20 protein-coding genes are annotated in these 15,240 nt (G+C 69.0%); 8 read left to right on the top strand and 12 right to left on the bottom strand.

Going from position 1 to position 15,240, the window contains the following annotated elements:
- The first annotated feature begins 45 nt into the window (after positions 1-45).
- The 5 genes from QTI17_RS10825 to QTI17_RS10805 all read left to right on the top strand — a co-directional run bounded on the left by QTI17_RS10825 (position 46) and on the right by QTI17_RS10805 (position 3,012).
- Entirely contained in the window at positions 46-636 is a 591-nt protein-coding gene (locus QTI17_RS10825; protein ID WP_286533037.1) for a chromate transporter, read from the top strand.
- On the top strand, positions 633-1,232 hold the full coding sequence (locus QTI17_RS10820; protein ID WP_286533036.1) for a chromate transporter: 600 nt from the start codon (positions 633-635) through the stop codon (positions 1,230-1,232). The genes QTI17_RS10825 and QTI17_RS10820 overlap by 4 nt, the downstream gene beginning before the upstream one ends.
- 25 nt (positions 1,233-1,257) lie before the next feature.
- The gene (locus QTI17_RS10815; protein ID WP_286533035.1) at positions 1,258-2,232 is read left to right on the top strand and encodes an aldo/keto reductase; all 975 of its coding nucleotides are present in this window, start codon (positions 1,258-1,260) and stop codon (positions 2,230-2,232) included.
- A 101-nt stretch (positions 2,233-2,333) separates the two neighbouring features.
- Positions 2,334-2,504, top strand: coding sequence for a hypothetical protein (locus QTI17_RS10810; RefSeq protein WP_286524069.1), 171 nt, complete (start codon positions 2,334-2,336; stop codon positions 2,502-2,504).
- 34 nt (positions 2,505-2,538) lie between these two features.
- Complete coding sequence (locus QTI17_RS10805) at positions 2,539-3,012, top strand: DUF3237 domain-containing protein (RefSeq protein WP_286533034.1); 474 nt, start codon at positions 2,539-2,541, stop codon at positions 3,010-3,012.
- Here the strand turns inward: QTI17_RS10805 and rlmB are convergent.
- The 3 genes from rlmB to QTI17_RS10790 are packed head-to-tail and all read right to left on the bottom strand — an operon-like array spanning position 3,002 to position 4,676.
- Positions 3,002-3,760 (bottom strand): 23S rRNA (guanosine(2251)-2'-O)-methyltransferase RlmB, encoded by a 759-nt coding sequence (gene rlmB, locus QTI17_RS10800; RefSeq protein ID WP_286533033.1) that lies wholly within the window; start codon positions 3,758-3,760, stop codon positions 3,002-3,004. The two genes, QTI17_RS10805 and rlmB, sit on opposite strands and share 11 nt — an antisense overlap.
- A gap of 7 nt (positions 3,761-3,767) precedes the next feature.
- Positions 3,768-3,950, bottom strand: coding sequence for a hypothetical protein (locus tag QTI17_RS10795; protein ID WP_286533032.1), 183 nt, complete (start codon positions 3,948-3,950; stop codon positions 3,768-3,770).
- Positions 3,951-3,965: 15 nt separating this feature from the next.
- Positions 3,966-4,676, bottom strand: coding sequence for an ABC transporter ATP-binding protein (locus tag QTI17_RS10790; protein ID WP_286533031.1), 711 nt, complete (start codon positions 4,674-4,676; stop codon positions 3,966-3,968).
- Here QTI17_RS10790 and QTI17_RS10785 point away from each other — a divergent pair.
- Positions 4,639-5,343 carry an arylesterase gene (locus QTI17_RS10785; RefSeq protein ID WP_286533030.1) on the top strand — a complete coding sequence of 235 codons (705 nt, stop codon included), beginning with the start codon at positions 4,639-4,641 and terminating at the stop codon, positions 5,341-5,343. The two genes, QTI17_RS10790 and QTI17_RS10785, sit on opposite strands and share 38 nt — an antisense overlap.
- 99 nt (positions 5,344-5,442) lie before the next feature.
- On the opposite strand, the gene QTI17_RS10780 is transcribed toward QTI17_RS10785, so the two are convergent.
- Complete coding sequence (locus QTI17_RS10780) at positions 5,443-5,646, bottom strand: hypothetical protein (protein WP_286507677.1); 204 nt, start codon at positions 5,644-5,646, stop codon at positions 5,443-5,445.
- A 68-nt stretch (positions 5,647-5,714) separates the two neighbouring features.
- The gene (locus QTI17_RS10775) at positions 5,715-6,908 is read right to left on the bottom strand and encodes a cystathionine beta-lyase (protein WP_286533028.1); all 1,194 of its coding nucleotides are present in this window, start codon (positions 6,906-6,908) and stop codon (positions 5,715-5,717) included.
- 49 nt (positions 6,909-6,957) lie between these two features.
- Between QTI17_RS10775 and QTI17_RS10770 the strand changes: the two genes are divergently transcribed.
- A complete protein-coding gene (locus QTI17_RS10770) occupies positions 6,958-7,866 on the top strand; it encodes a helix-turn-helix domain-containing protein (RefSeq protein WP_286533027.1) in 909 nt (302 codons plus the stop codon).
- Positions 7,853-8,290, top strand: a complete 438-nt coding sequence (locus QTI17_RS10765) for a VOC family protein (protein WP_286533025.1) — start codon at positions 7,853-7,855, stop codon at positions 8,288-8,290. Before QTI17_RS10770 ends, QTI17_RS10765 begins: the two co-directional genes overlap by 14 nt.
- A 21-nt stretch (positions 8,291-8,311) precedes the next feature.
- Here the strand turns inward: QTI17_RS10765 and QTI17_RS10760 are convergent, their stop codons facing one another.
- The 7 genes from QTI17_RS10760 to hflX all read right to left on the bottom strand — a co-directional run bounded on the left by QTI17_RS10760 (position 8,312) and on the right by hflX (position 15,228).
- Complete coding sequence (locus tag QTI17_RS10760; RefSeq protein WP_286524856.1) at positions 8,312-8,836, bottom strand: phosphoribosyltransferase; 525 nt, start codon at positions 8,834-8,836, stop codon at positions 8,312-8,314.
- 29 nt (positions 8,837-8,865) lie between these two features.
- Complete coding sequence (locus QTI17_RS10755) at positions 8,866-10,197, bottom strand: adenylosuccinate synthase (RefSeq protein WP_286533024.1); 1,332 nt, start codon at positions 10,195-10,197, stop codon at positions 8,866-8,868.
- A 21-nt stretch (positions 10,198-10,218) separates the two neighbouring features.
- Positions 10,219-11,382, bottom strand: a complete 1,164-nt coding sequence (locus tag QTI17_RS10750) for an ATP phosphoribosyltransferase regulatory subunit (RefSeq protein ID WP_286533023.1) — start codon at positions 11,380-11,382, stop codon at positions 10,219-10,221.
- A 132-nt stretch (positions 11,383-11,514) separates the two neighbouring features.
- Positions 11,515-11,703, bottom strand: a complete 189-nt coding sequence (locus QTI17_RS10745) for a DUF2065 domain-containing protein (protein ID WP_286533021.1) — start codon at positions 11,701-11,703, stop codon at positions 11,515-11,517.
- A gap of 16 nt (positions 11,704-11,719) precedes the next feature.
- Entirely contained in the window at positions 11,720-12,622 is a 903-nt protein-coding gene (hflC, locus tag QTI17_RS10740) for a protease modulator HflC (protein ID WP_286524093.1), read from the bottom strand.
- A gap of 13 nt (positions 12,623-12,635) precedes the next feature.
- On the bottom strand, positions 12,636-13,979 hold the full coding sequence (gene hflK / locus QTI17_RS10735; RefSeq protein WP_286533118.1) for an FtsH protease activity modulator HflK: 1,344 nt from the start codon (positions 13,977-13,979) through the stop codon (positions 12,636-12,638).
- 79 nt (positions 13,980-14,058) lie between these two features.
- A complete protein-coding gene (gene hflX, locus QTI17_RS10730) occupies positions 14,059-15,228 on the bottom strand; it encodes a GTPase HflX (protein ID WP_286533020.1) in 1,170 nt (389 codons plus the stop codon).
- Positions 15,229-15,240: the final 12 nt, after the last annotated feature.

Genomic DNA, 15,240 nt, shown 5'->3' with positions numbered 1-15,240 from the left:
GACAGTGCGCCTCGGCGGCGGCACGGCCCACGATAATCGCCCCACATGGATCTCGCATCTACCCCTGCGCCGGCGGCGACCGACCGCCCGCGCCCCCAATCCCCGCGCGACCTGTTCGTTTCCTGCACCTGGCTGGCGTTGCAGGGCTTCGGCGGCGTGCTGGCCATCGTCCAGCGCGAGATGGTCGAAAAGAAGCGCTGGCTCACCCCCGACGAATTCCTCGAGGACTGGGCCGTCGCCCAGGTGCTGCCGGGCCCCAACGTGATCAATCTGGCGCTGATGATCGGCGACCGCCACTTTGGGCTGCGCGGCGCGATCGCGGCGGTGGCCGGCATGCTCACCGTGCCGCTGGCCGTGATCCTGGTGCTGGCGGTGCTCTATGCCCACTACGCCGGCAACCCGCAGGTGGCCGGCGCGCTGCGCGGGATGGGCGCGGTGGCGGGCGGGCTGATCGCCGCCACCGGCATCAAGCTCATACCGCAGCTGCGGCGGCATCCGCTGGGCTTCGCCACCTGCCTGGTGCTGGTCGCCGTGGTCTTCGCCGCGATCGCGTTCGGCCGCATCCCGCTCGGCTGGGTGCTGCTGGTGGTCGGGGGCGTGGCCTGCGCCTGGACCTGGCGGAAGATCGCGCCATGACCATCGTCATGCACTGGCAGGACTGGCTCGCGCTCTTCGCCCAGTACCTGATGCTTTCGCTGCTGTCGATCAGCGGCGCCATCACCACGGTGCCCGACATGCACCGCTTCCTGGTCAGCGACCACCGCTGGCTGACCGACGCCCAGTTCAGTTCCTCGGTCGCCATCGCCCAGGCCGCGCCGGGCCCCAACGTGCTGTTCGTGGCGCTGATGGGCTGGAACGTCGGGTTGAATGCCGGCGGCGGCATCGGGGCCGGCCTGCAGGCCTGGCTGCTGGGCCTGCTGGGCCTCGCGATCACCATGGTCGGCATCATGCTGCCGAGCACCACCCTGACTTATTTTGCCACCCGCTGGGGCCACCGCAACCGCACCCGGCGCGGCGTGCGCGCCTTCAAGCAGGGCATGGCGCCGATCGTCATCGGCCTGCTGGTCGCCACCGGCTGGGTGCTGGCGGGCGGAAACCATGCTGGCAACGCGCCCGCCTGGCACCTGTGGCTGCTGAGCGGCGTGGCCACGTTTATCGTCTGGCGCACCCGCATCCACCTGCTGTGGCTGCTGGGCGCCGGGGCGCTGCTGGGCGCCCTGGGTTTCGTCTGAACCTCTTTTTCAAGGCTTCCTCCTCATGCAACTCCGACCCCTCGGCCGCTCGGGCCTCCAGGTTTCCCCGCTGGCCTTCGGCGGCAACGTGTTCGGCTGGACCGTCGACGAAGCGCTGTCGTTCCGGCTGCTCGACGCCTGGCTCGACGCCGGCTTCAATTTCATCGACACCGCCGACGTCTATTCCAGCTGGGTGCCCGGCCACAGCGGCGGCGAATCCGAGACCATCATCGGCAAGTGGCTGCGCCAGAGCGGCAAGCGCGACCGCGTGGTGCTCGCGACCAAGCTCGGCAAGCCGATGGGCGAAGGCAAGAAGGGTCTGTCGCCGGCCTACATCCACGAAGCCGTCGATGCGTCGCTGCGGCGCCTGCAGACCGATCGCATCGACCTCTACCAATCCCACGACGACGACCCGGACACGCCGCTTTCCGACACCGCGGAAGCCTTCGCGGCGCTGATCAAGGCCGGCAAGGTGCGCGCGATCGGGGCCTCGAACTTCAGCGCCCCGCGGCTGGCCGAGGCGCTTGACGTGGCCGAGAAGCAGGGCCTGCCGCGCTACGAGAGCCTGCAGCCGCTGTACAACCTCTACGACCGGGCGGTCTTCGAGGAGGCGCTCGAGCCCCTGTGCCTTGCGCGCGGCGTCGGCGTGATCAATTTCTATGCGCTCGCCGCCGGCTTCCTGACCGGCAAGTACCGAAGCCCGGCGGATGCCGCGAAAAGCGCGCGCGGCGGCAGCACCACCAAGAAATACCTGAACGCTCGCGGCCTGCGCATCCTCGACGCGCTCGACGCCGCCGCCAGGACCCATGGCGCGACCCCGGGCCAGGTGGCAATCGCCTGGCAGATCGCGCGGCCGGCGGTCACGGCGCCGATCGCCAGCGCGACCTCGATGAAGCAGTTGGAGGAACTGGTCGCGGCAGCCGCGCTGCAACTGTCGCCAGAGACCATCGCGGCGCTGGACGCGGCGAGCGCCGAGCCGGCCGCCCCGGCTGAACGGTAGGCTCCCTCCGACACGGATTGGCGGCCGCGGCCGCCGCCTGCGGGCTCGGACGAAGGCAGACTGGGCCGATTCCCACACATCCCAGACCCGGAGCAACAACCATGTCCTTCGCCCTCTACATGATCGGCTTCCTGATCTTCCTGGCCGGCGTGGGCTGGGCCGCCTCGGTCGCCGGCGTGCCCTCGCTCTACATTGGCATCGGCGCCCTGATCCTGCTGGGCATCGGCATCTTCAGCGGCGTCGGCCGCACTCGCGGCAAGGACCCGTCCTGACCCGCCGGGCCCGCATCCGCGATACGCTTGCGGGATGAATCCCCACGATCCCCTCGCCCCACCCACGCTTGCCCTTTTCGCCGATCTCCGGGTCGAGGTCGGCAGGCCCGAGGTCCTGAGCCGCGGCCCGCGCGGCATGCGCCGCCTGGTGCCGATCACCGGCGGCGAAGCCCGCGGTGACGGCTGGACCGCCCGCGTGCTGCCCGGCGGCACCGATTTCCAGTTGATCGTCAGCGACACCTTGTCCGAACTCGACGCCCGCTACGGCCTCGAGACCGATGCCGGCGACCTGATCTACGTCCAGAACCATGCGGTGCGCTCGGCACCGGCCGAGGTCATGGCCGCGCTGCTGCGTGGCGAACCCGTCGACCCGGCCCAGGTCTACTTCCGCTGCCACCCGCGCTTCGAGACCGCTTCGAAGACGTTGGGCTGGATCACCGACCGCATGTTCGTCGGCGTCGGGGTGCGGCACCCCGCCGAGGTCGTGATGCGTTTCTTCAGCCTGTAGCCGGGGCCAGCCGCTGCCGCATCGCCTCGTAGAGGCAGACACCGCTCGCCACCGACACGTTGAGGCTTTCCACGGCGCCCGCCATCGGGATGCTGATCAGTTCGTCGCAGGTTTTGCGCGTGAGCTGGCGCATCCCCTCGCCTTCGGCGCCCAGCACCAGCGCCAGCGGGCGCCGCAGGTCGCTCTGGTAGAGCGTGCCGGGCGCATCGTCGCTGGTGCCGACGCACCAGATGCTGCGCTCCTTGAGTTCGTTGAGCGTGCGCGCCAGGTTGGTCACCATGAAATACGGCACCGTCTCGGCCGCCCCGCTTGCCACCTTGGCCACGGTGGCGTTGATGCCGGCGGCGTGGTCCTTCGGCGCGATCACCGCGTGGGCGCCGGCGCCGTCGGCGACGCGCAGGCAGGCGCCGAGGTTGTGCGGGTCGGTCACACCGTCGAGCACCAGCAGCAGCGGCATCGTGCCCGCGGCTTCCAGGCCCTCCAGCAGTTCGTCGAGCGAATGGGTCTGGGCGACCGGCTCGACGCGCGCAGCCACGCCCTGGTGGCCATGGCTGCCGCTCAGCTTCGAAAGGCGCAGGCCATCGGCCTCGACCAGCCGCACGCCGGCCTCCTGGGCGCGGGCGACGAACTGCCGCATGCGCGCATCGCGCCGGCTGGCATCGAACAGCACCTCGATCACCGATTGGGGCGCGGTCTTGATGCGCACGCCGACGGCATGGAAGCCGAAAATCACTTTGGGGGAAGACATGCGGGGATTATCGAGCCCCGGCGAGATAGAGCAGCAGGCACAGCAGCAGCAGGCCGGCGGCGACCCCCGCCCAGCGGCCCCATCGGGGCGGCTTGCGCTCCCTGGGCTCGGCCTGCGGCCCGCTGCGAGGCGCCAGCCCGCCGAAGGCGGTGTCGTCTTCCTCGTCGCTGTCTGGTGAAGGTCTGGGCATGGGTTCCCCCGCGGTTCAGCTCCCCCCCTCGTCGAGCGCCACGCGCCCCGCCTCGATCGTGATTTTGCGCTCGCACTGGGCCGCGATGCCACGGTCGTGCGTGACCAGCACGAGGGTGGTGCCCAGTTCGCGGTTGAGGTCGAACATCAGGCGCATCACCTGCTCGCCGGTGGCGAAATCGAGGCTGCCGGTGGGCTCGTCGGCCAGCAGCAGCGCCGGCTGGACCACGAAGGCCCGCGCCAGCGCCACCCGCTGCTGCTCGCCGCCCGACAGCACCTTGGGATAGTGGCCCAGGCGCTGGCCGAGCCCGACACGGCCGAGCATCTCGGTGGCCGCCTTGCGGGCATCCTTGCGATCGGCCAATTCAAGGGGCAACATCACGTTCTCGAGCGCGCTCAGGTTGCCGAGCAGCTGGAAACTCTGGAACACGAAGCCGACCTTCTGCGCCCGCAGGGCCGCACGTTCGTCCTCGTCGATCGCGAACAGGTCCTCGCCCCCGAGCTTCACGGTGCCGCGGGTGGGCGTGTCGAGGCCGGCGACGATCGACAGCAGCGTGCTCTTGCCCGAGCCCGAGGCGCCGACGATCGCAGCGGTCTCCCTGGCGCCCAGGGTGAAGTCGATGTCCTGCAGAATATCCAGCGTTCCGGTGGAATCGGTCACGGACTTGAAGACATGCTGGACGGCGACGATGGCGTCGGCTCGGCCATCGGATCGGATTGAGGACATTGAAAGGTTTCGCGTGGTGAATCGACGTCACTTTATCTTGAGCGCCGCGCTGGTCGCGAATGCGGGGTCATGGCCGGCCGCCGGAGCGCAGTCGGCAGCGGGCAAGGCGCCCCTGATCCTGGTGGTCGGCGACTCGCTGTCGGCCGAGTACGGCCTCAAGCGCGGCGAAGGCTGGGTGCCGCTGCTCGACAAGCGGCTGGCCGAACAGAAGATCGCGGCCACGGTGGTCAACGCCAGCATCAGCGGCGACACCAGCGCGGGCGGCCGGGCCCGGCTGCCCAACCTGCTGGCGCAGCACCAGCCGACGCACGTGGTGCTCGAACTCGGCGCCAACGACGCCCTGCGCGGCCTGCCGCTGGCCGGCACCGAGGACAACCTGCTGCAAATGACCAAGGCCGCACAGGCCACGGGCGCCCAGGTGCTGCTGGTCGGCATCCAGGTGCCGCCGAACTACGGCAGCGACTACACGCGCCGCTTCGAGGCCATCTTCTCGAAGGTGGCGGCGGCGACCAAGGCACCGGTGGTTCCCTTCCTGCTGAAAGGCATCGCCGACGGGCCCGATGCGGCGGTGCTGTTCCAGGCCGACCGCATCCACCCGACCGCGGCCGCCCAGCCGCGCATGCTCGACAACGTCTGGCCGGCCTTGCGCAAGATGCTTCCGAAATAGCCGGCCGCCGGCCGGCTTCGATTCACGCAAGCAAAAAGCCGCCGCGGCGCTGAGCCGCGGCGGCTTCTTCATTCTTTCGGGGGGGAGGTCCGGAACGGCTCAGCCGTTCTTGGTCGGCAGTTCGGGCACCGTCGGCGGATCGCGTTCCAGCGAAGCGACATCGGTCTCCGGATCGCCGGGTGCCAGGCCGTCGCTGCTGGGCATGAGCTTGCGGTTGGCCTTTTCCCTCAGCTTGTCTTCCTTCTTTTTCTTCTTAGCCAGTTCTTTCTGGCGCTTTTCATAGCCGTAATTTGGTGTTGCCACTGCTTCTCCTTCACGAGACAGTCACGGTGACTGCACATGGCTTGACTGTACGCGATATCGCGGCGCTCTCAGAGTGCCGCCAGCGCCTGTTCCAGGTCCGCGCGCAGGTCGTCCACGTCTTCCAGGCCGATCGAGAACCGCACCAGCGTGCCCTTGTGCGGCCAGCGGGCCACCGCGGCGTCGCGCATCAGGCCGATGTCGTAGGGCACCACCAGGCTGATCGGCCCACCCCACGAATAGCCGAGCCGGAACAAGGCCAGGCTGTCGCAGAAGCGGTCGACCTGCTCGGTGCCGTAGCGGGCGTCGAAGACCACCGAGAACAGGCCCGCCGCCAGGTCGCTGGCGCCGCAGAGCCGCAGCCAGTGCGCGTGGCCCGGCGAGCCCTCGAGCGCCGGATGCAGCACCTGCGCGATCTCGGGCCGGCCTTCGAGCCAGCGGGCGAGTTCGCGGGCGCTGCGGTCATGCGCCTGGTAGCGCAGCGCCAGGCTCGGCAGCGAGCGCAGCACGGTTTCGACGTCGCCCACGCCGATGCCGAAGCCCATGCGCATGTGGGTCAGCTTGAGCGCGCGGTGCAGCCGCTCGTCGCGGGTGACCACGCTGCCCATCAGCACATCGCCGCCCCCGCTCGGGTACTTGGTCAGCGCATGGACCGAGATGTCGACCCCCTGCCCCGTGCCGTTGAAATCGAAGGGCGCGAAAGCCAGGCCGGCGCCCCAGGTGTTGTCGAGCGCGGTGATCACGCCGCGCTCGCGGCAGGCACCGACCAGCGCCGGCAGGTCTGGAAACTCCATCGTCACGGAGCCGGCGGCCTCCACCCAGACCAGCTTGGTGCGGTCCGACAGCTTGGCCGCGAGGTCGGCGGGGTTCATGGCGTCGTAGAGCCGGTGGCTGATGCCGAAATTGGCCAGCTCGCCGTTCGCCAGCGCCTTGTTCGGACCGTAGGCGTTGTCCGGGATCAGCACCTCGTCGCCAGCCTTCAGGAGCGCAAACGAGACCAGCGAGATCGCCGCCAGCCCGCTGGGCACCAGCAGGCACTCTGAGCCGCCCTCCAGCGTGGCGAGCCGCTCCTCGAGCGTGAAGGTGGTCGGCGTGCCGTGCAGGCCGTAGGTGTAGCCGACCTTGGTCCGCCAGTCGCGCGCGCGCATCGCGGCGACGTCGGCGAAGAACACGGTCGAAGCCTTGTAGACGCCCGGCTGGGGCGCCGCGAAATGGGCCGGCGGGCTGTAGGGATGGTGGATCAGGTCGGTGATGGGCTTGGGCATGCCTCCATGCTAGTCGACCAGATCGCCGCCAGTGCGCACAATGGCCGGCATGCTGCTCACGCGCGTTCCCCCGCCTTCGCTGCGGTTCGTCGTCCGCTCGATGTGGGCGGCCGAGCCCGGCCCTGCGGACGCGCTCGCGCACCCGGTGCCTCGGCGCGAACACGTGCTGCCGACCGGCGACATGCACCTCGTGTTCAGGTTGGCGGACACCCCGCTGCGGCTCTTCGCCGACCCGGACGACAGCACCGGCTGGACTGTGGGACATGCCATCGTCGGCGGCGCCCGTTCGGCCTTCTATGCCCGGGAGGTCGCGGCGCCCACCGCGTCGGTGGGCGCGCAGCTGCGCCCCGGGGCTGCCTGGGCGCTGTTCGGCACGCCCGCCTCGGCCCTGGCCGAACGGCACACGCCGCTCGACGCGCTCTGGGGTGCGGCCGCCGGCGACGCGCTCGAGCTGCTGCAAGGTCTGCCTACGCCCTCGGCCCGGCTGGACGCGCTCGAGGCCCTGCTCGTCCGGCGACTGGCGCCACGCCCGCTTGCGCTGCACCCGGCGGTCGCGCGGGGCCTGCGCGGCATCGCCGACGGCACGCCGGTTCGCGAGCTGGTGCGCGCCAGCGGCTACAGCCACCGGCATTTCGCCGCCCTCTTCAAGGAGGCCACGGGGCTGGCGCCCAAGCGCCTGCAGCGCGTGCTGCGCTTCCAGCGGCTGCTGGCCACGGCACCGGGGACCGTGCCCTGGGCGGAGCTTGCGCTCGCGCTGGGCTACAGCGACCAGTCCCACTGCATCCGGGAGTTCGGCGACATCGCCGGCATGAGCCCCGAGGCCTACCGCCGGGCGGCGCCGAGCGCACCGAACCACGTCTGCGTCGACAGGTCAACTTCGTCCAAGACGTCCCGCCCGGGCGGGATCAGAATCGCGCCCACACCGCTTCATCGAGGACCCCCGCATGACCGTCCATGAACTGTTCCCCTATCTCTGCGTGAAGGACACGGCCGCCGCGATCGCTTTCTACGGCGAGGTCTTCGGCGCCACCGAGAAGTTCCGGCTGACCGAGCCCGGCGGCCGCATCGGCCACGCCGAACTCGATTTCGGCGGCACCACCGTGATGCTGTGCGACGAATTCCCGGAGTACGGCATCCGCAGCGCCACCACCCTGGGCGCCACCCCCGTCACGCTGCACCTGCATGTCGACGACGCCGATGCGCTGGTCGCGCGCGCCCTGAAGGCCGGCGCGACGCTCGAAATGCCGCTGGAAGATCATTTCTACGGCGAACGCTCGGGCACCTTCCGCTGCCCGTTCGGACACCGCTGGAATGTCGGGCACGCCATCGAGGCCGTGGCGCCCGAAGAAATGCAGAAGCGCTACACCGAAGAACTCAAGTGAGGCCGCGAGGGCCTCACCGGGTCAGACCGACCACTTCTCCAGCAGTTTCCCGACGCCGAGCGAGTCGTAGCCCTCGAAAGGCTGGTGGATCCAGGGGTTGGTCTGCAGGAACTCGACCGAGTAGTCGGGCGTGAAAGTCGACAGTGCCTTGGTCCAGAGCACCGCGCTGCGCAGCTCCGTGATCGGCTTGTAGTTGCTCTTGAGCTGCTCCACCACGGCATGCAGCGTGTGGCCCGAATCCGCCAGGTCGTCGACCAGCAGCACCTTGCCGGCGATCTCGCCCTTGGGCGTGGTGATGAAGCGCGCGATGTCCAGGTGGCCCTGCACCGTGCCGGCATCGGCGCGGTACGAGCTGGTCGACATGATCGCCAGCGGCTTGTCGAAGATCCGCGACAGCACGTCGCCGGGCCGCAAGCCACCGCGCGCCAGGCACAGGATGGTGTCGAACTGCCAGCCCGACTGGTGCACCTTGATCGCGAGCTTCTCGATCAGGTTGTGGTACTCGTCGTAGCTCACGTAGAGGTGCTTGCCGTCTTCGGTCAACATGGTCATGGTGTTCCTGCGGGTGGTTGCGTTCAGTCGGCCAGGTAGGGATGGCGCATCATGATCGTGTGATCGCGGTCGGGGCTGGTCGACACCATGTGGATCGGCACGCCCGTGACCTGCTCGATGCGCTGCAGATAAAGCCGCGCATTGATCGGCAGCTTGTCGTACTGGGTCACGCCCACGGTGCTGTCGCTCCAGCCCTCGAGCGTCTCGTAGACCGGCGTGCAGCGCTCGATCTCGTCGGCGCCCATCGGCAGGATGTCGGTGTACTCGCCATCGAGCTCGTAGCCGGTGCACAGCTTGAGTTCTTCGAGGCCGTCGAGCACGTCGAGCTTGGTGATGCACAGGCCGGAAAGGCCGTTGACCTGGGCCGAGCGCTTCAGCAGCGCGGCATCGAACCAGCCGCAGCGGCGGCTGCGCCCGGTGGTCACGCCCTTCTCGGCGCCAACGTTGCTCAGGTGCCAGCCGACGGTGCCGGGCTTCTCCCAGTCGAGCTCGGTCGGGAACGGGCCGCCGCCGACGCGGGTGCAGTAGGCCTTCGTGATGCCGAGCACGTAGTGCAGCATGCCGGGGCCGACACCCGAGCCCGCGGCCGCATTGCCGGCCACGCAATTGCTCGAGGTGACGTAGGGATAGGTGCCGTGGTCGACGTCGAGCAGCGTGCCCTGGGCGCCTTCGAACAGCAGGTTGGCGCCGGCCCGATTCGCGTCGTTGAGCTCGCGCGAGACGTCGGCCATCATCGGCTTGAGCAGCTCGGCGTGGCGCATCGCCTCGTCGTAGACGGTGTCGAAATCGATCGCCGGCGCGCTCAGCACCTGGGTCAGCACATGATTGTGCAGGTCGAGCAGCACGCGCAGCTTGGTGGCGAATCGCTCAGGATGCTTCAGGTCCTGCACCCGCAGCGCGCGGCGTGCGATCTTGTCCTCGTAGGCCGGGCCGATGCCGCGGCCGGTGGTGCCGATCTTCTCGATGCCGCCCTTCTCGCGATAGGCCTCGCGGGCGATGTCGAGCGCCGCATGGAAAGGCAGGATCAGCGGGCAGGCCTCGCTGACGCGCAGTCGCGAACGCACTTCGACGCCGGCCTTCTCAAGGCCTTCGATCTCCTCGAACAGCTTGGCCGCCGAAACGACCACGCCGTTGCCGATGTAGCACTTGACGCCGGGCCGCATGATGCCGCTGGGGATCAGGTGCAGCGCCGTCTTGACGCCGTTGATGACCAGCGTGTGGCCGGCATTGTGGCCGCCCTGGAAGCGCACCACGCCCTGCGCGCTTTCGGTCAGCCAGTCGACCAGTTTGCCCTTGCCCTCGTCGCCCCATTGGGTGCCGACGACGACCACGTTTCTTCCGGTGGTAACGCTCATGGTGTCTCGCTTCTCAAGATGTCAGATGGCTTGCACGCGCCATTGGCCGTCCTGCTGGACAAGCTCGCGGTCGCAATGGAATTCGTCGATTTCGTTGCCGTGGCCCGGCAGCACGCAGACCACGGTCTCGCCTTCGCCGCGCAGTGCGGCGATGGCCTTGTTGAGGGGCTCGGCGTCGCTCCATGGGGCGCGGATCGCTGCCCGCAGCGGCCGCGCGGGCAGCACGGCGACCAGTTCGCGCAGGTCGAGGCTGAAGCCGACCGCCGGACGGTTGCGCCCGAACACGGCGCCCACCTCGTCGTAGCGGCCGCCGCGCACCAGCGAGTCGCTGGCGCCGTCGGCGTAGATGCCGAAGCGCATGCCGCTGTAGTAGGCATAGCCGCGCAGGTCGGCCAGGTCGAAGCTCACGCGCGCACCCTCGAGGCGGGCAGCGAGCTGATTCAGGTCGGAGAGCGCGGCGCGGATCCCGGCGTTGTCGGGCAGCACGCGGGCCGCTTCGTCGAGCACCGCGGCATCGCCGTAGAGCTCGACCAAGGCCAACAGGCCGTCGCGCGACGAGGCCGGGAAGCCGGCCGTGAGTTCGCGCAGGGTGCTCGCATCCTTGGCCGCCAGCGCCGCATGCACACGCGCGATCGCAGCGGCATCGACCGGCACGCCGGCGAACAGGGCGCGCACGATGCGGGCGTCGGCCAGGTCGACGATCACCGGCGCCTGGGCGCGCCCGGTGACGCCGGCCGCCCGCAGACAGTCGAGCGCCAGTCGCAGGATCTCGGTGTCGGCCTCGAGCCCGGCGTGGCCGTAGATCTCGGCCCCGAACTGCAGCGGCTCGCGGGTGGCGTGGGGGCGGTCGGGCCGGGTGTGGACCACCGGGCCGCAGTAGCACAGCCGCGCCACGCCGGCCCGGTTCAGCAGGTGGGCGTCGATGCGGGCCACCTGCGGCGTGGTGTCGGCGCGCAGGCCCATGCTGCGGCCCGACAGCTGGTCGACCAGCTTGAAGGTCTGCAGATCGAGCGCCTCGCCGGTACCGGACAGGAGGGATTCGAGATGCTCCAGCAGCGGCGGCATCACCAGCTCGTAGCCATAGCCACGGGCGGTGTCGAGCAGCTGGCGTCGAAGTTCTTCGATGTGGCGCGCCTCGGAAGGCAGCACATCGGCAATGTGATCCGGAAGGACCCAGGCGGACATGGAGATCGGGGGCCGTGGTTAAACCGGGATTCTACCGGGACTGTGGCAGGCCGCCGCCGGGCCGCCCCAAGGCGGCCTGGGCCCCCTCGGCGGGCAGCGCCCCACACGCAGTGGGGAAGCGTGGGGGCGACATCACCCCAGGAGCCAGAGCAGGAACAGTCCTAGAACAATGCTGCACAGGCCGAAGAAGCGCAGCTGGCCGTCGCGCAGCTGCATGAGCTGGTTGAAGCCGCGCCGCCAGCTGCCGGGCGACAGGAAAGGCAGCAGGCCCTCGATCACCAGGACCAGGGCCATCGCGCTCCAGAAGGTGTCGCTGTCCACGCGGCGAAGCCGGTCGTCAGCGACGCGGCGCGTTGCCGGTCGAGCCCGAGCCCTGCATGGCCCGGAAGAACTCCGACGAGGGGTCGAGCACCAGGACGTCGCTCTTCTTGTTGAAGCTCTGCTTGTAGGCGTCCAGGCTGCGATAGAACTGCGCGAACTGCGGATCGCGGCCGAAGGCCTCGGCATAGATGCCCGCGGCGCGGCCGTCGCCCTCGCCCTTGATCTTCTGGGCGTCGCGGTAGGCGTTGGCCACGATCACCTCGCGCTGGCGGTCGGCGTCGGCGCGGATCTTCTCGCCCTCGGCGAAGCCGGTGGAGCGCAGTTCGTTGGCGACCCGCTTGCGCTCGGCCTCCATGCGGCGATAGACCGACTCGGTAATCGCCTCGACATAGTCGACCCTCGTGATGCGGACGTCGACGATGTCCACGCCCCACGGCTTGTTGGCGCCCTTCACGACCGCCAGCACCTCGCGCTGGACGTCGGCCATCAGCGCATCGCGGCGGGTCGAGATCAGGTCACGCACGGTGCGCTTGTTGATGTTTTCCTGGAAGGCGTTGCGCACCACCCGGTTGAGCTGCACCGCGCCGGCGTTCTCGTCGAGGCCGACATTGCGGATGTACTCCGACGGGTTGGTGATGCGCCAGCGCACGTACCAGTCGATCACCACGCGCTGCTTCTCGGCCGTGAGCATCGGCTCGGGGTCGAGGCTGGACAAGGTCAGCAGCCGCTTGTCGATATAGGACACGTTCTGGAACGGCGGCGGCAGCTTGAAGTTGAGGCCGGGCTCGGTGATCACTTCCTTGATCTGGCCGAGCGCGTAGACCACGCCGAACTGGCGCTGGTCGACCACGAAGAGCGTGGAACTCAGCAGCGCGAGCGCCACCAGGACCGACGAGACGATGAATCCGATTCTGTTCATAGCTTTCTGGTCCTCAGCGCACGTCGCGGTCGCGTGAACGGCCATCGCGGGCCCGGGCATCGCCGGCGGACGGAGCCACCGGAATCACCGAGGATTGCGGCGCGGCGGTGCCGGCGACGTTGGGGCTCGCGGCATCCGACGGCGTGCCGGCGGCGGCATTGGCGCCGGTCTGCTGCATCAGCTTGTCGAGCGGCAGGTAGAGCAGGTTGGAGTTCTGCTTGGAGTCGATCAGGATCTTGCTGGTGCTGCTGTAGATCTGCTGCATGGCGTCGAGGTACATGCGGTCGCGCGTCACTTGCGGCGCCTTCTGGTATTCGGACAGCACCGAGCTGAAGCGCTGGGCATCGCCCTGCGCCTGGGCCACGATCCGCGCCTTGTAGGCCTCGGACTCTTCCTTCAAGCGCGAGCCGGTACCGGTCGCGCGGGGCACGACGTCGTTGGCATAGGCCTGGGCCTCGTTCTTGGCGCGCTCGCGCTCCTGGCCGGCCTTGAGCACGTCGTCGAAGGCCGCCTGCACCTGCTCGGGCGGCCGCACGCCGCCCTGCTGCAGGTTGATCGCCACGATCTCGACGCCGAGGTTGTAGCGGTCGAGGATGGTCTGCATCAGGTTGCGCACGCGCGGTGCGATCTGGTCGCGCTCGTCGGCCAGCGCGGCGTCCATGCGCATCTTGCCGACCACTTCGCGCACCGCGGTCTCGGCCACCTGCACCACCGTGTCGGAAGGCGCCTTGCTCTCGAACAGGAAGGCGCGGGCGTCGTTGAGGCGGTACTGCACGGCGAACTTGATCTCGACGATGTTCTCGTCCTCGGTCAGCATGGCCGACTCGCGCAGGCCGGTCGAGCGCACGATGGTGTCGCGGCCGACATCGACCGAGCGGATCTGCGAAGTGACCACGATCTCGTGGCGCTGAATCGGGTACGGCAGGCGCCAGTTGAAGCCCGCCCCCACGGTCGCCTTGTAGCGGCCGAACTGGGTGATCACGGCCTGCTGGCCTTCGTTGACGATGAAGAAGCCGGTGCCGAGCCAGATCAGGACCGCGACCACGGCGATCAGGCCGAGGCCGAAGCCCGCGTTCTTCATGTCGGGGCGCATGCCGCCGCCATTGCCGTTGCCGCCCGGCGGCCGGTCGCCGCCGCGCCCGCCGCCGAACAGGCCGCCGAGCTTGCGGTTGAAGTCGCGCCAGAGTTCGTCGAGGTCGGGCGGTCCCTGGTTCGGACCCTGGCCCCGCGGACGGTTGTTGTTGTTGCCGGGAGGCGGCGACGGCGGCTCGCCTTCGGGCCGGTTGGCAGTCGGGCGGTCGCCGTTGGACGAGGAGTCGTCACCCCGGCCCCAGCGGCCGTCGTTCAGATTGAACATCGCCGGAAACCGTCTCCACACTGGCTTTGAATTCATTCGAGTCTGTTCTTTGGTCAGTGAAGTGGGATTGTGCACAATCTCAATCGGTGGCCTCATGCAATTCGGCCCCGCCCTCCAAGGGCATATCTTCGGGCACCGAGTGCGATCGCTGCGCCAGTTCGGCCCGCAGCGCCGGCAGCCCCTCCCCGGTATGGGCGCTCAGGAAAATGCGGGTCACCAGCAGGCCGTCGACTTCGATCTCGTCTTCGAGATGCAGGGGGTGCTGCGCGCTTTCAAGGGCATCCAGCTTGTTGAACACCAGCAACTGCGGCACGACGTCGGCACCGATCTCCTTGAGCACCGCCTGGACCTCGGCCATCTGCTCGGGGTGGTGCGGATTCGAGGCATCCACCACGTGCAGCAGCAGGTCGGCATCGACCGCCTCCTGCAGCGTCGCCTTGAAGGCGTCGATCAGTCCGTGCGGCAGGTCGCGGATGAAGCCCACGGTGTCGGAGATCGAGACCTTGCGGCGAGCATCGCCGAGGTAGAGCTGCCGGGTGGTGGTGTCCAGGGTGGCGAACAGTTGGTCGGCCGCATAGGCGCGGGCCTTGACCAGCGCATTGAACAGCGAGGACTTGCCGGCGTTGGTATAGCCCACCAGCGAGATGTTGAAAGTGTCGCGCCGCTCGCGCTGACGGCGCTGCGTGCCGCGCTGGCGCTGCACCTTGATCAGGCGCTCGCGGGTGCGCTTGATCGACTCGTTGATCATCCGGCGGTCGAGTTCGATCTGCTTTTCGCCGGGGCCGCCGCGCACGCCGGCACCGCCGGTCTGGCGCTCCAGGTGGGACCAGCGGCGCACCAGCCGCGTGCTGAGGTACTGCAGGCGCGCGAGCTCGACCTGCAGCTTGCCTTCGTGCGAACGGGCGCGCTGGGCGAAGATCTCGAGGATCAGGAAGGTGCGGTCGTAGACGGCAATGCCGAGCTGGCGTTCGAGGTTGCGCTGCTGCGCTGGACTCAGCGACTGGTCGAAGACAACTTCGCTGGCACGATGCAGTTCGGCCAGTTCGCGGATTTCGTCCGCCTTGCCGCTGCCGACGAACAGCGCGGCATCGGGGGCCTTGCGCTTGCACACGAGGCGGGCGACCGGCTGCAGGCCTGCGGTCTGCGCGAGCAGGCCGAGCTCCTCGAGTTCGCCGTCGAAATGGGGCAGCCCGAAATCCACGCCGACCAGAACGACGGCGCCTTCTATCCGGGGAATCAGTTCAGACAAGCGGATTCAGAT

Origin of the sequence: Variovorax sp. J31P179 (genome assembly GCF_030316985.1) — a bacterium.
Taxonomy (GTDB): domain Bacteria; phylum Pseudomonadota; class Gammaproteobacteria; order Burkholderiales; family Burkholderiaceae_C; genus Variovorax; species Variovorax ginsengisoli_B.
The sequence above is the reverse complement of the archived record's forward strand: the minus strand, read 5'-3'. Positions and strand labels throughout refer to the sequence as shown.

Excerpts from the sequence above, each read along its gene's own strand:
- QTI17_RS10750 (WP_286533023.1), bottom strand. The coding sequence starts at position 11,382 with ATGTCCGCCTGGGTCCTTCCGGATCACATTGCCGATGTGCTGCCTTCC.
- QTI17_RS10805 (WP_286533034.1), top strand. The coding sequence starts at position 2,539 with ATGAATCCCCACGATCCCCTCGCCCCACCCACGCTTGCCCTTTTCGCC.
- QTI17_RS10795 (WP_286533032.1), bottom strand. The coding sequence starts at position 3,950 with ATGCCCAGACCTTCACCAGACAGCGACGAGGAAGACGACACCGCCTTC.
- QTI17_RS10770 (WP_286533027.1), top strand. The coding sequence starts at position 6,958 with ATGCTGCTCACGCGCGTTCCCCCGCCTTCGCTGCGGTTCGTCGTCCGC.
- QTI17_RS10820 (WP_286533036.1), top strand. The coding sequence starts at position 633 with ATGACCATCGTCATGCACTGGCAGGACTGGCTCGCGCTCTTCGCCCAG.
- QTI17_RS10755 (WP_286533024.1), bottom strand. The coding sequence starts at position 10,197 with ATGAGCGTTACCACCGGAAGAAACGTGGTCGTCGTCGGCACCCAATGG.
- rlmB (WP_286533033.1), bottom strand. The coding sequence starts at position 3,760 with ATGTCTTCCCCCAAAGTGATTTTCGGCTTCCATGCCGTCGGCGTGCGC.
- QTI17_RS10815 (WP_286533035.1), top strand. The coding sequence starts at position 1,258 with ATGCAACTCCGACCCCTCGGCCGCTCGGGCCTCCAGGTTTCCCCGCTG.
- QTI17_RS10785 (WP_286533030.1), top strand. The coding sequence starts at position 4,639 with ATGGCGTCGGCTCGGCCATCGGATCGGATTGAGGACATTGAAAGGTTT.
- QTI17_RS10760 (WP_286524856.1), bottom strand. The coding sequence starts at position 8,836 with ATGTTGACCGAAGACGGCAAGCACCTCTACGTGAGCTACGACGAGTAC.
- QTI17_RS10775 (WP_286533028.1), bottom strand. The coding sequence starts at position 6,908 with ATGCCCAAGCCCATCACCGACCTGATCCACCATCCCTACAGCCCGCCG.
- QTI17_RS10825 (WP_286533037.1), top strand. The coding sequence starts at position 46 with ATGGATCTCGCATCTACCCCTGCGCCGGCGGCGACCGACCGCCCGCGC.
- QTI17_RS10810 (WP_286524069.1), top strand. The coding sequence starts at position 2,334 with ATGTCCTTCGCCCTCTACATGATCGGCTTCCTGATCTTCCTGGCCGGC.
- QTI17_RS10765 (WP_286533025.1), top strand. The coding sequence starts at position 7,853 with ATGACCGTCCATGAACTGTTCCCCTATCTCTGCGTGAAGGACACGGCC.
- hflC (WP_286524093.1), bottom strand. The coding sequence starts at position 12,622 with ATGAACAGAATCGGATTCATCGTCTCGTCGGTCCTGGTGGCGCTCGCG.
- hflK (WP_286533118.1), bottom strand. The coding sequence starts at position 13,979 with ATGTTCAATCTGAACGACGGCCGCTGGGGCCGGGGTGACGACTCCTCG.
- QTI17_RS10790 (WP_286533031.1), bottom strand. The coding sequence starts at position 4,676 with ATGTCCTCAATCCGATCCGATGGCCGAGCCGACGCCATCGTCGCCGTC.